This is a genomic window from Marinobacter zhejiangensis (assembly GCF_900114775.1).
Lineage (GTDB): Bacteria > Pseudomonadota > Gammaproteobacteria > Pseudomonadales > Oleiphilaceae > Marinobacter > Marinobacter zhejiangensis.
The window spans coordinates 1,222,859-1,236,377 of record NZ_FOUE01000001.1 but is presented as its reverse complement, the minus strand read 5'-3'; the positions used below and the strand labels follow the sequence as shown (position 1 = coordinate 1,236,377).

Genomic DNA, 13,519 nt, shown 5'->3' with positions numbered 1-13,519 from the left:
AATCATACAGAAGCCGAAGCTTCTAAATCTGCTCAAGACAAAACTCAATGTTCGACGAGTCACTGTCTTGGTATTTCATGTCCGAAATACCTCAGCCAGCGCCCACACGAATTACTTAGTTAACTTTTTAAAGAGCGTTTGAGCCGTTGCTCAATCAAGGCCGCGTATTCTACAGTGAACCGCTACCTTGTCAACCGTTTATTTTCAGTCGTTTTCGTGACCCGAAAACTGCCGAAACCAACCGGCTTCCTCGTTCAAGGAGGCGCGCATTCTACAGCAACCCGACCCCTTGTCAACCGCTGATTTTGAAGATTTCGAAAACTCAAAATTCTCAATACTTTCAGCCAGTTGCCTTTCGATTTCCAACCCGCCTCAGCGGCTTGTCCCTCGAAAGAGACGCGCATTCTACAGACCTCAGCGAAGCCGTCAACCGGGAATTTGAAAAAAAACTCAAATTCCCGTATAAACACCTACTTCGCGATCACTACACGAGCAATTTTCTTCTTGCCCGCCTGGATCACAGCCTCATCGCCGAGCACAAACTCACGCCCGCCTTCGAGCTGTTCTCCATTAATAAAGACAGCACCACGCCCAAGCACATCCCGGGCCGCCGCTCCGTTCTTCACCAACCCTGCCAAACGCAGAACTGCAGCAATAGGCAGCTCACCCTGACCATCAAGGCTGATTTCAACGGTCGGAACGTTATCCGGAATTTCGCCCAGCGCCACCCGGTTGCCCGCGGAGTTGTGAGCGTTCTTCGCCGCCTCTTCACCATGGAAGCGGGTAATGATCTCTTCCGCCAGGATCTTTTTATAGTCCTGCGGGTTCGCCCCACCCGCTACCGCCTCACGGTAACCGGCCACTTCTTCCATAGGACGGAAGCTCAACAACTCGAAATACCGCCAGAGCAGCTCATCCGGAACCGACAACAGCTTGGCAAACATTTCCCCGGGCGCGTCATTAACCCCTATATAGTTGCCCAGAGACTTGGACATCTTCTGCACACCATCCAGCCCTTCCAGAATCGGCATGGTGAGAATAACCTGCGGCTCCTGGCCATGACCTTTCTGGAGCACTCGCCCCATGAGCAGGTTGAACTTCTGGTCTGTTCCACCCAGCTCGACGTCCGCCTCTAATGCGACCGAGTCATAGCCCTGGATCAGAGGATACAGAAATTCATGGATCGCAATGGACTGTTCAGACTGATAACGCTTGGCGAAATCATCCCGCTCCAGCATCCGCGCAACCGTGTACTGTCCGGCCAGGCGAATCATGTCAGCAGCGCCCAGCTTGCTCATCCACTCTGAATTAAAGGCAACTCGGGTTTTTGCCGGATCGAGGATCTTGAACACCTGCTCTTTATACGTCACCGCATTGGCTGCGACCTGCTCTTCTGTCAGCGGCGGACGAGTTGCACTCTTCCCACTGGGATCACCGATCATCCCGGTAAAGTCACCAATCAGGAAAATAACCTCGTGCCCAAGATCCTGAAACTGGCGCAGCTTGTTGATCAGCACGGTATGCCCCAGATGGAGATCTGGCGCAGTGGGATCAAAACCGGCCTTGATCCGCAACGGACGCCCTTGCTCAAGCTTTTTGACCAGTTCCTCTTCAGGAAGCAGCTCATCCACGCCCCGTTTAATTATCGCAAGCGCTTCGTCGATCGGTACCATGCAAGAATTCCCCAAATACATTCACTGGAAGTAATCAGTTACAGAGCTCAACAAAACAAATCTGAGCGTTACCGCCAAGCCTGTTAAAGTACAACTGAACATTTTTCAACCAAGCCAGGCAGTTTTAAGGCGGGCATTATAGCAACGAGGCGACCGAAAATCCGCGCTCAATACGCCATGACGCGTAGGTCGACGCTACCCTGAACGCTTTTTATACGGTAATCTGTTGAACTGCACTTGAACGTTAACTTTAATTAGGTCATTCAACCTAGCGAAGTAACTGACAAAATAGGTTTTTTAACGTGTTTAACAAATTTCCCAAAACTCACCTCGCAGCCGCCGTTGTCATCGGTGCGGTTGTCGGAACGGCCATGATGTTAAGCCCGAGCTCCGACGTAGAGGCCAAACGCATGTCCGTGGCACTGGATCTGACCTCCGGTAACACGCAGCTCCTCGACACACCGGAACTCAGCCAGGTTCTTGAGGATACGGCTACAAATTCGGCAACCCAAGCCTCCCCTGTAGCGGTCGAGGCCCTGGCCGATGTGCCGGCCGAACCACAACTCAACTGGTCTGACTTCGAAATCAAGAGCGGAGACACCCTGTCTGCGCTTTTTCGCCAAGCAGGGTTTAATGACGGGCTGATGCTCTCGGTCATTCACGGTGAAGGCGATGCCGGGGACCTCCAGCATCTATATGCTGGAGAAACGATTTCATTTGCTACTAATGACGCAGACGAACTGGTTGCCATCAACCTTCAGCGCAGCCGGCTTGAATCCCTCAAGATCGAGCGCGGTGAAGAGGGCTTCTCTGGTGAGAAAGTCATTCAGGAACCAGAGATTCGCCTGACCTACGCTGAGGCTGAAATTGAAAGCTCCCTGTTTGGTGCGGGGCAACGTGCGGGCCTGACCGACAAGCTCACCATGGAGCTTGCCGGCATTTTCGGTTGGGACATTGATTTTGTGCTCGACATCCGTCGCGGCGACACCTTCAGCGTGGTGTACGAAGAGCTTTACCTCGACGGCGAAAAGATTGATAACGGTCGCATTCTTGCGGCCAGCTTCAACAACGATGACCGGGAACTCAAGGCCGTTTTCTACACTGACGATGACGGAGTAAGTGCCTACTACACCCCGGATGGCCGCAGCATGCGAAAAGCCTTCCTTCGTACCCCGGTCGATTTCGCCAGAATCTCCTCGCACTTCAATCTTGCTCGCAGACACCCGGTATTGCACCGGATTCGTGCCCACAAGGGGACCGACTATGCTGCCGGCCCGGGCACTCCGATACGGGCGGCGGGCGATGGCAAGGTTCTGCTCGCCGGACGTAAAGGCGGGTACGGCAATACCGTTGTGCTACAGCATGGCAACAACATCACTACCCTGTACGCCCACATGCAAGGCTTTGCTCGTGGCGTCCGCACCGGTGGACGGGTAAACCAGGGGCAGGTTATCGGCTACGTCGGGTCTTCCGGCCTGGCGACTGGCCCGCACCTGCATTATGAATTCCGCGTTAATGGCGCTCCTCGCAACCCGGTTACAGTACCGCTGCCTGACGCCGAGCCTATCCCCAGCCAGGAAGTCGCGCGCTTCGAGACTGCCACCCAAAGTCTCCTGGCACAGCTGGACACTTACAGGAGCACGTCGGCCATCGCCCTGGCTCGAGGCGAATAAATCTGATGAAACCACACGCTTACATCGGTCTGATGTCAGGCACCAGCATGGACGGCATCGATGCCGTCCTTGTTTCATTCTCCGAAGGACGCGCCAAAGTTCACGCCACCCACACCGTCGGTTATCCCGACCCGGTTCGACACCAGCTCACAAAACTGTCCCAGAACCAGGGCACACCGGACGAACTTGGCGCCATGGACCACCAGGTTGGTGAGCTTTTCAGTCAGGCTGCGCTTGGCGTTATAAATAGCGCCGCCGCCAGGGAAGTCGACATTGTCGCTATTGGCAGCCACGGCCAGACGGTCCGCCACCAACCCCGCGACAAGCACGCATTCTCAATGCAACTGGGCGACCCCAACCTGATCGCCGAAAACACCGGCATCACCACGGTTGCAGACTTCCGTAGACGGGATATGGCCGCCGGCGGAGAAGGAGCCCCGCTGGTTCCAGCGTTCCACCAGGCGATGTTTGGCTGCCCGTCCAAGAATTTGTGCATCGTCAATATCGGCGGCATCGCCAATATCAGCTGCCTTCTGAGTACCCCGGAAGAAAAGATCTACGGCTTTGACACCGGCCCAGGCAATGCCCTGATGGATGCCTGGTGCCAGGATCAGACCGGCAAGAGCTATGATGAGAACGGCAACTGGGCAAATGAAGGCAGGGTGCATCAAGGCCTGTTGGGGGACATGCTGTCGGATGCGTACTTCGCTCTGCCTGCGCCCAAAAGCACCGGCAAAGAGAAGTTCAACCTCGGCTGGATCAAGACGTTCATCAAGCGGCACCCGGACGCAACCGGCAGCGATATCCAGCGCACGTTACTGGAGTTGACGGTTATCTCAATCGCGAAGCAACTTCCCCAGAGCAACGATCTCAAGGTATATATCTGTGGTGGTGGCAGCCGGAACCGGCTGCTGATGCAGGAACTTCGCCGCGTCTGCTCGCCCTTTGCCGTCAGCTCAACAACAGAGATCGGCCTTGACCCACAGTGGGTGGAAGCCGCTGCATTCGCGTGGCTGGCACAACGGACCCTGAACAAGCAACCAGGCAATCTGCCTGCGGTAACCGGCGCCAGAGGGAAGAGAATTCTTGGGGCAGTGTACTGGCCCTGAGTGACGTTCAGGGCCGCATCTGGAATAACTGAAGGTCAAATAGAAAACGATGAACCACAACCGCAGGTAGAGCTGGCGTTGGGGTTCTGGACCACGAACTGCGATCCTTGCAGTCCTTCCTGATAGTCAATCGTCGCGCCAACCAGGTACTGGTAGCTCATGGGATCCACGAGCAATACCGCGCCGTCCTTTTCGATCACGGTATCTTCTTCGTCCTGAGCCTCGTCAAACGAAAAACCGTACTGGAATCCTGAGCAGCCGCCACCGGTAACGAACACCCGCAGCTTGAGGTCTGGGTTTCCCTCATCCTCCACCAACTCACGTACCTTGGCAACTGCGCTGTCACTGAAGAACAGCGGAGATGGTACTTGTTGTTGAACTACACTCAAGATTGCCTCCGGCGGTTTGATAACGATTGGCGACAATTATCATATTCCTGACTAAAACAGTCAATTATTCAGCGTCGGCCGGCTCTTCACTTTCGGCTTCCGCCAGGCTCCGAGCTACAGGCTCTTTCCGGTCCAGTAGGCCTACCGGCTCCTTCTGGTGGACCAGATTACCATTGACCGCCGCGCCCATCGCCATCTCGATCAGGTTGTAGTAAACATTGCCGTGGATGGAGGCTTTGGCCGCCAGCTCAAGATGCTCACTGGCATAAACATCACCATGAACCGTCCCGTTGATAATGACGTGCGGGGCATGGATATCGCCCTCGACCTCACCAACTTCGGAAACCCTCAGAACCGCTGAATCGCTTTCATCGGCGGAGATTTTGCCACGAACCTTACCATCCACATGCAGACCACCCGCAAACTGCAGGTCCCCAACGATGGAGGTTTTTGCCGAAATCAAGGTATCAAACTGCCCGGTCGGGCGTCGGGGTTGTTTCTTTTTGCCAAGCATAGTTAATTCTCCGTGAGTTGCGCCCATTCAAAGGTACGCTCAGCCTGGGAAGCTTTGCGTCCCTGAGCCTGGGCGACCACTTGTACTTCAACAGGTACGAAACCATCGGGCACCGTCAGGTAACCCTCAATATCCTGAAAATAGCGAAAACGGAATTTTACCCCGAGATCCACAATCTCTTCGGACAAATCTCTCAACGCGATCACTTCTTTGGTACCACCACGGAGACCGATCACGTTTACCGCAACCACCCCATCAATATAGCTGTTATTGTCGCCAACCTGCGTCAACACCAACTTGAATCCGTGGCGCCCCTGCCCCCTTGAGCGGCTTAGCGTCAAGCGATCAACCTGCAACCCTTCGCTGACTTCCGATGGCGCCATGATATTGCGGTAGAACGTGAGGTCAGCCTTAAGCGATATAATCTGGCCCTCGAGGTCAGCGATGGTGCGGCGGGCCTGACTCAACGCCTGCTCGTCGATCTGGTGGCCACGCTCCAGATTCACCACTCGCTGCCTAGCCTCATAGAGGTCCTGGCTCAGTTTATCGCGCTCTTCAGCCAGCGAATTCCGTGTTTGCAACATGCTGGAAAAGCGGAAGCCACCCTGGGCCAGCCCGACCGCATACCCCACGGTGGCGCATATCAGAGAAAATACCAACAGGATGGTTGTTCGCCGTAACCGCCGGCCCGGGCGGTGACGAACGACGACGTATTCTTCAGAGAGTTTACGGTTGTCGCTCACAAACGATCCTATGGTAGCAAGGCCGGCGCTTGCAGGCCCAGATCTTCCTGCACCCCAAACATCACGTTCATGTTCTGGACGGCCTGACCCGCTGCACCTTTGACGAGGTTATCAATCACCGAGGTGATCACCACCAGGCTGCTGTCCTCCTGGCGGTGGAGTGCCATCCGGCAGTGGTTGGCCCCACGTACGCTGCGGGTATCCGGGTGGCTGCCAAAGGGTAACACGTCAACAAACGGCTCATTCTGGTAGCGGGTCTCGTAGATCGATTGCAGGCGATCGAAGTCCGCGGGGTCATTCAGCTCTGCGTACAGGGTTGCTTCAATGCCCCGGATCATTGGCACCAGGTGTGGTACAAACGTCACCCCCAAGCCCGCGTCTCCTGAAGCCGCAACCAGCCCTTGCCGAATCTCCGGCAAATGGCGGTGCCCGGACGCTCCATAGGCTTTGAAACTTTCACCAATCTCTCCGTGAAGCATCGCCACACTACCCTGCCTTCCTGCACCACTGGCACCGGACTTGGCATCGGCAATGATGCGATCCGTTTTGACCAGGCCATTTTCCAGCAACGGAATCAGCCCAAGCTGAACCGCAGTGGGGTAGCAACCCGGGTTGGCCACCAGCTCGGCCTCACGGATAGCCGACCGGGCGACTTCGGGCAAGCCGTAAACGGCCTTGGCCGCCCATTCCGGGCTCTCGTGCGGCATGCCATACCACTTAGCCCAGACATCCAGGTCCTTGAGACGGAAATCCGCCGACAGGTCCACCACCCGCGTACCCCTGGCGATCAGCTCCGGCGCCATGCGCATGGCCACGCCATGGGGCGTTGCGAAAAACACCAGGTCACAGCCGGCCAGGGTATCCAGGTCCGGCTCGCTGAAAGCAAGGTCGTAATGGCCGCGCAAGTTCGGATAAAGGTCAGCAACCGCCAGGCCGGCTTCAGATCGCGAAGTAATGCAGCAAACTTCTGCCTCAGGGTGAGCCGCCAGGATTCTGAGCAATTCCACACCGGTATACCCGGTACCGCCTACTATGCCTACTTTTATCACCGAACACTCCCGATATAGCTTTGCAACCAGCAGGCTCTCAGGATGCCTGCTGGCTGCATAAATTTAGCCGCTTATTCTAGCACGATATCCCAAGGACTTATTGCAGCTCCAAGGGCGTCCATTACAATAGAATTGAACTCTGTTTTTTATACTCTTTATTCTCTCCGGGCAATTCGCACCCATGCGAAAAATCAGACAAAGATTCACCGAACACGTGATCCCCATGTTTCGCCGACGGCTGTCCGGAGTTGACGCCCTGCCACAACTGGCGCTGCTCGGCCTGCTCTCAGGGTTGGTCACCGGCGGCGTTATTCTGGTGTTTCGCCTCGCCATTGAGCTGCCACTGGAGTTCTTTTTACCCGACAACGATTCCGAAGCCTTCGAACAGCTGGCACCTCTTACCCGAGGACTGTTGCCGCTGGCAGGCGCCCTGGCCCTGGCCCTGTTCCTTCACCGGCTTGGCTTGCAGGACCGGAAAGTGGGGATTGTCCATGTCATGGAGCGGCTCAACTATCACCAGGGCTACCTGTCGTTTCGGAGTGCACTGGTTCAGTTTGTCTGCGGCGTAGGCACCGTGATCACCGGCCAGTCGGCCGGCCGGGAAGGCCCAGCGGTGCACTTGGGGGCCGCGTTCTCAAGCCTGCTTGGGCAGCGCATGAAACTCCCCAACAACAGCATTCGCACCCTGGTTGCCTGCGGTTGTGCCGCTGCCATATCGGCTTCCTTCAACACCCCGATTGCCGGCGTGATCTTTGCCATGGAAGTGGTGATGATGGAATACACCATTGCCGGATTCACCCCCATCATCCTGGCATCCGTGACCGGCGCACTGGTGACCCGGGCAGTCTATGGCTCCGAACCGGCGTTTACCGTGCCAGCCATGACCATGAACTCCCTGCTTGAAATCCCGTGGATCCTGGTTATCGCCATTGTCATCGGCGTTGCTGCGGCTGCATTCATTTTCCTCGTCGACTACACCGGCCGTTACCATCACCGCCCGGTGCTGTTACGGATCAGCCTTGCTGGCCTGCTGATGGTGCCGTTTGCTCTGGTCATCCCCGAGGTGATGGGCATTGGCTATGACACCGTCACCCAGACCATCAACAATCAACTCCCATTCTGGCTGATGCTGGCTGCCGCACTGGCCAAGCTGGCGGTCACAGCGCTGACTCTGGGCCTGGGCATGCCCAGTGGGGTTATCGGGCCTACCGTGTTCATGGGAGCCACCCTGGGCGGTGCGATGGGTTTGATCGGGGCGATGATTGCCCCGGAAACCGCCTCATCGGTTGGGTTCTATGCCATGCTCGGCATGGGCGCCATGATGGGCGCCGTCCTGCAGGCCCCTCTGGCGGCTCTCATGGCTTTGTTGGAACTGACATTTAACCCCCACATCATTTTCCCGGGCATGCTCACGATCACCATCGCCAGCATGGTCACCAGCGAAGTGTTCGGTCAGAAGTCACTGTTTATAACCATCCTCAAGAGCCAGGGCCTGAGCTATCAAAATTCACCGGTCATCCAGGCGCTGAGACGGGTTTCGGTCGGCGCCATTATGGATCGCAGCGTCATGCGGGTCCCCCGCCACCTGCCGATTGATGACTGCAAGCAAGCTCTTAAGTCCGGTAACAAGTGGCTGGTGATCGACGGCAGCAACGGGCCTACCGCCCTGATGCCCGCGGTGGACCTGGCCCGTTACCTTGAAGATAAAGCCGAAGAGTGCAAGGAATCCGATAAGGAGATGCCAGGGTCCGTCGATCTGGTGGAAATTCCGGCCAACCGACGGGACGTGGCTGCTGTACAATACCAGGCCACTCTGGAGGAGGCCCTGCAGGAGTTTGAAGACTCCAATGCAGAAGCCCTCTACGTGCAGCGACATGTAGCACCCATGATCCAACGGATCTATGGCATTGTGCTGAAAAGCGATATCGAAAGTTATTACCAATACCGTCGGAACTGACGAAAAACCCTGCTAGGAGTGAATGGATGTTGTGGGTAAAAGCCGCTCACCTGATTGCCATGGTTTGCTGGTTCGCTGGCATTTTCTACCTGCCCCGGCTGTTCGTATACCATGCCGCCTGCGACGATGAGCCGGGCCGGGAACGTTTCAAAGTGATGGAGCGCAAGCTCTATCGCGGTATTACCACACCATCGATGGTGGCAACGTTGGTTTTTGGCGCCTGGCTGGTCAGCTTTAACCCGTCCGGCTATCTGAGCCAGGGTTGGCTGCACGCCAAGTTGACACTTATTGCGATTCTGGTTGGTTATCATTTTTACTGCGGTTATCTGGTCCGAGTGTTCCGCGACGACCAGAACACCCGCAGTCACGTGTTCTACCGCTGGTTTAACGAAGTGCCGGTCTTTATCCTTCTGGCTGTGGTCATTCTCGCCACGGTAAAACCGTTTTAAGGAGCCTCGCCATCAACTACCATCAACGCCCTCAGGTCCTTGTTCTATCCGGGCTCGACCCCTCCGGCGGTGCAGGCATCCAAGCTGATATTCAGGCCATTACAGCCCTGGGCGCCCATCCGTTACCAGTGATCAGCTGTCTGACCGTACAGGACACCCGGAACGTCTATAACGCTGTGGCTATCGACCCTGCCCTGATCCGACAGCAGCTCGACTGCCTTGCCGCAGACACTCCCTTCCAGGCCATCAAAACCGGAGCCCTGGGCAATGCCGCCGTCGTTGATACCTTGCTGGATTTCCTTGCAGACAAGCCGGATATCCCGCTGATTGTTGACCCTGTCATCAAGGCCGCTGGCGGCGGAGACCTGGCCGACCAGGCTTTGATCGAACGCATGCGGGAAACCCTGTTTGCACGCGCAGACCTGATCACCCCCAACGGCATCGAGCTGGCCATGCTGGGCAACGATGACGACCTGGCCACCGCCGCCAGCAATCTGCTCAACGCTGGCTGCCGGGCGGTGCTGGCCACCGGAGGCCATGGTACTGGCAGCCATATTGAAAACACGCTGTTCCGGGCAGGCGAGGCACCGCAGTGCTGGCACATACCCAGGGTCGGTGGCGAGTACCACGGCACCGGATGCACCCTTGCGGCAGCCATCGCGGCCGGCCGGGCAGCCGGCCTGAGCCAGCCTGAAGCCATTGAGCAGGCCCAGCGTTTTGTCTCCCATGCCATCAGCCGGGCCATGGCTGTTGGCCAGGGTCAGCCAGTGCCTGACCGCAAGAGCCCCCCTGCATCATGAGTACACTGTTCAGCAAAGGGCTTCGCCCGGGTCTCTACGCCATTACCGACAACACGCTCACCCCCCCCAATCAACTGGTCAGCGCGGTAGAATCCGCAATACTCGGCGGCGCTGTCCTGGTGCAGTATCGGGACAAGATCTCTACGGACATCGAGCGGCTGCGCCAGGCCGCTGACCTGCAGAGCCTCTGCCAAAGTGCCGGCGTCCCGTTGATCATCAACGACGATCCCGAGCTGGCAAAGCGTGTTGGCGCTGCTGGCGTACACTTGGGGCAGAGCGACCGCTCGCTCACCGAAGCCCGTCAACTGCTTGGGAACCAGGCCATCATCGGCCTCACCTGCCACGACAGCATTGAACTGGCGCGGCAGGCGGACCGGACGGGTGCCGATTACCTGGCGTTTGGCCGTTTTTTTCACTCCGGGACAAAGCCGGAGGCGCCGCCAGCCAACAAGCAGGTGCTGGCGCAGGCCCGACAGTTCCAGCGCCCGATAACCGCGATTGGCGGCATTAATGCCGACAATGGCGCCGAGCTGATCTGCAGCGGTGCCGACCTTCTAGCCGTCGTAGGCGGCCTGTTCGGACACCAAGATATCGAATTCCAGGCACGTCGCTTGAGCCAACTGTTCAGCGACCACCACCCACTGTTTCATAGTCACTCGTAACGGGAGTCACTGATTCATGAGTCAATCCGAAAACCTCTTTGCCCAGGCCCAGAAATACATTCCGGGCGGCGTCAACTCACCGGTACGGGCCTTCCGCGGCGTTGGTGGCACCCCTATCTTCTTCAATCACGCGGAAGGGGCCTACCTCTACGACGAAGATGGTAAGCGGTACATTGACTACATCGGCTCCTGGGGCCCGATGATTCTTGGTCATTCCGACCCACGCATCAAAGCGGCCCTGCACGCCCAGGTGGATCTCGGTGTCGGCTATGGTGCACCCACCGCCATTGAAACCGACATGGCAAAAAAGGTATGTGAGCTGGTGCCTTCGATTGAGCTGGTGCGGATGGTGAACTCCGGCACCGAGGCAACCATGAGCGCCGTTCGCCTGGCCCGGGGTTACACCGGACGCGACAAAATCGTCAAATTCGAGGGCTGCTACCACGGCCATGTGGACTCGCTGCTGGTCAAAGCCGGCTCCGGCGCCCTGACCCTTGGCGTACCGACCTCACCGGGCATTCCCGCCAGTCTGGCGGAGCACACCCTGACACTGGACTACAACGACATCGACGGCGTTCGTGAAACCTTTGCTCAAATGGGCGAGCAGATTGCTGCGATCATTGTTGAACCCGTTGCCGGCAACATGAATTGCATCCCCCCGGTTCCAGGCTTCCTCGAGTGCCTGCGGGAGGTGTGTGACGCCAGTGGGGCGGTATTGATCTTCGACGAAGTAATGACCGGCTTCCGGGTAGCCCTCGGCGGCGCCCAGAGCTACTACGGCGTCACCCCCGACCTGACGACACTGGGCAAGGTTATCGGCGGCGGATTACCCGTCGGCGCCTTCGGCGGTAAACGGGAAATCATGGAATACATTGCTCCACTGGGGCCGGTATACCAGGCCGGCACCCTGTCCGGAAACCCGCTGGCGATGGTCGCAGGGCTGACCTCCCTAAACGCCATTTCGGAGCCTGGCTTCCATGACGCCCTGGCCCAGAAAGCCGCGGCAGTCCGCGACGGCCTGAAAGCCGCCGCCGATAAGGCCGGCATTCCGATGGCGGTCCAGGGTGCAGGCGGCATGTTCGGTTTCTTCTTTACCGAAGAGAGCAGCATCACCCGCTTTGATCAGGTCATGGCCTGTGACGTCGAGCGTTTCAAGGCATTCTTCCAGGGCATGCTCACGGAAGGGGTCTACCTGGCACCGTCTGCCTTTGAGGCAAGCTTCGCCAGTGCCGCTTTGTCAGAAGAGGACATCGCTCACACTTTGAAGGCTGCAGAGAAAGTTTTCGCCACCCTGTAACGTCAACGTTACAGCGAGCTTCACAGCTAACCCCCTGGCCTGATTGGAAAACCTCTCAGACCAGGGGTTCCCTCCTTGCAGTTCCTAACTTTGCTGTAATTGCCCGGAAACAAATAATCCAGATCTTTACCCTATGCTGTTAAGGACAAACAACGATTCACCTTAATCAGGCTGTAAGGAGTGAAGCATGAACATCAGTAAGCTCAAGCTGGCAACTGCCATCGCCATGACCTCAGCATTGGCTGCCTGTGGCGGCGGCTCAGATTCCGGCGACACCGGCCAGGTATCCATTGGTATCACCGACGCCCCCGCTACTGAATTCAGCAATGTCACCATCGCCTTCAGCGGCATCGCACTGAAGCCGGCTGGCGGCAAGTGGATTGAGTTCACCTTCGACGAGAGCAAAACCTGGAACCTGCTGGACCTCACCGGCGGTCTGAGCGAGCCCCTGATCACCAACGAAGAGGTTCCTGCGGGAGAGTACTCTGAGCTCCGGCTGATGATCGACACGGATAACTCCTTTGTCGCCCTGGCCGACAACCCCGATGCCCAACACACCCTGGCGGTTCCATCCGGCGAGCAAAGCGGCCTGAAGCTCAAGGGCGAATTGATTGTTGCCGCTGACAAAACCACCGCGTTCACCATTGATTTCGACGTTGCCAAGTCCATTGTTAACCCTCAGGGCCAGTCCCTGGCAGATTACCTGCTCAAGCCCTCCCTGCGCCTGGTCAACAACTTGGAAGTTGGCACCCTTAGCGGGACCGTGGACTACCCCCTGATCAACCAGACCCGGATCGATGATGACACGCTGACCAATTGCGCAGACAACTACAGCGGCTCAGTCTATGTGTATGCGGGAGCCGATGCGGCGCCAACAGATCTGAACGTGCTGGATGAGCTGGACAATGATCCACTGTTGGTTGTTCCGGTAACTGACGAGGATAACGACGGCCTTTATGAGTATACCGCCGCCTTCCTGCCAGCCGGTGAATACACCATCAGCTACAGCTGTCAGCTGGATGACAACGAAATCACCGATACTGACCTCGAAACCAGCCCTCTGCAGTTTGAAGGCACGCAGAACGTGACCGTAACCGCAAACGAGGATGCGCAAGCGTCGCCGATTCCGTTCGCGATCTAACGGACAAGAGCGTTACCAACGCTGCGGTTGAAAACCAAAAAGGGGCCTTACGGCCCCTTTTTG

The 13,519-nt window shown here is 57.1% G+C and carries 13 protein-coding genes; 8 read left to right on the top strand and 5 right to left on the bottom strand.

Features of this window, described 5'->3' with window-relative positions; genetic code table 11:
- Window positions 1-470 precede the first annotated feature (470 nt).
- Entirely contained in the window at window positions 471-1,673 is a 1,203-nt protein-coding gene (gene tyrS / locus BMZ67_RS05490) for a tyrosine--tRNA ligase (protein WP_092020857.1), read from the bottom strand.
- A 371-nt stretch (window positions 1,674-2,044) separates the two neighbouring features.
- Here tyrS and BMZ67_RS05485 point away from each other — a divergent pair, with 371 nt between their 5' ends.
- Both BMZ67_RS05485 and BMZ67_RS05480 read left to right on the top strand, forming a co-directional pair.
- On the top strand, window positions 2,045-3,346 hold the full coding sequence (locus tag BMZ67_RS05485) for an OapA family protein (RefSeq protein WP_425434226.1): 1,302 nt from the start codon (window positions 2,045-2,047) through the stop codon (window positions 3,344-3,346).
- Window positions 3,347-3,351: 5 nt separating this feature from the next.
- Complete coding sequence (locus BMZ67_RS05480) at window positions 3,352-4,455, top strand: anhydro-N-acetylmuramic acid kinase (protein WP_092020855.1); 1,104 nt, start codon at window positions 3,352-3,354, stop codon at window positions 4,453-4,455.
- A gap of 35 nt (window positions 4,456-4,490) precedes the next feature.
- Here BMZ67_RS05480 and erpA read toward each other — a convergent pair whose 3' ends face one another.
- The 4 genes from erpA to argC all read right to left on the bottom strand — a co-directional run bounded on the left by erpA (window position 4,491) and on the right by argC (window position 7,150).
- Window positions 4,491-4,844, bottom strand: coding sequence for an iron-sulfur cluster insertion protein ErpA (gene erpA / locus BMZ67_RS05475; RefSeq protein ID WP_092020957.1), 354 nt, complete (start codon window positions 4,842-4,844; stop codon window positions 4,491-4,493).
- Window positions 4,845-4,908: 64 nt separating this feature from the next.
- Window positions 4,909-5,358: a bactofilin family protein gene (locus BMZ67_RS05470; RefSeq protein ID WP_092020854.1), complete on the bottom strand. Its 450-nt coding sequence runs from the start codon at window positions 5,356-5,358 to the stop codon at window positions 4,909-4,911.
- A 2-nt stretch (window positions 5,359-5,360) separates the two neighbouring features.
- Window positions 5,361-6,101, bottom strand: a complete 741-nt coding sequence (locus BMZ67_RS05465) for a DUF6776 family protein (protein WP_092020853.1) — start codon at window positions 6,099-6,101, stop codon at window positions 5,361-5,363.
- A gap of 8 nt (window positions 6,102-6,109) precedes the next feature.
- A complete protein-coding gene (gene argC, locus BMZ67_RS05460; protein ID WP_092020852.1) occupies window positions 6,110-7,150 on the bottom strand; it encodes an N-acetyl-gamma-glutamyl-phosphate reductase in 1,041 nt (346 codons plus the stop codon).
- Window positions 7,151-7,331: 181 nt separating this feature from the next.
- Here argC and BMZ67_RS05455 point away from each other — a divergent pair, with 181 nt between their 5' ends.
- From BMZ67_RS05455 to BMZ67_RS05430, 6 genes are all read left to right on the top strand, one after another.
- Entirely contained in the window at window positions 7,332-9,107 is a 1,776-nt protein-coding gene (locus BMZ67_RS05455) for a chloride channel protein (protein ID WP_092020851.1), read from the top strand.
- 26 nt (window positions 9,108-9,133) lie between these two features.
- Window positions 9,134-9,556, top strand: coding sequence for a protoporphyrinogen oxidase HemJ (gene hemJ, locus BMZ67_RS05450; protein WP_092020850.1), 423 nt, complete (start codon window positions 9,134-9,136; stop codon window positions 9,554-9,556).
- An 11-nt stretch (window positions 9,557-9,567) separates the two neighbouring features.
- A complete protein-coding gene (gene thiD, locus BMZ67_RS05445) occupies window positions 9,568-10,356 on the top strand; it encodes a bifunctional hydroxymethylpyrimidine kinase/phosphomethylpyrimidine kinase (protein ID WP_092020849.1) in 789 nt (262 codons plus the stop codon).
- Window positions 10,353-11,018 (top strand): thiamine phosphate synthase, encoded by a 666-nt coding sequence (gene thiE, locus BMZ67_RS05440; RefSeq protein ID WP_092020848.1) that lies wholly within the window; start codon window positions 10,353-10,355, stop codon window positions 11,016-11,018. Before thiD ends, thiE begins: the two co-directional genes overlap by 4 nt.
- 16 nt (window positions 11,019-11,034) lie before the next feature.
- The gene (gene hemL, locus BMZ67_RS05435) at window positions 11,035-12,315 is read left to right on the top strand and encodes a glutamate-1-semialdehyde 2,1-aminomutase (protein WP_092020847.1); all 1,281 of its coding nucleotides are present in this window, start codon (window positions 11,035-11,037) and stop codon (window positions 12,313-12,315) included.
- A 187-nt stretch (window positions 12,316-12,502) separates the two neighbouring features.
- On the top strand, window positions 12,503-13,456 hold the full coding sequence (locus tag BMZ67_RS05430; protein ID WP_092020846.1) for a DUF4382 domain-containing protein: 954 nt from the start codon (window positions 12,503-12,505) through the stop codon (window positions 13,454-13,456).
- Window positions 13,457-13,519: the final 63 nt, after the last annotated feature.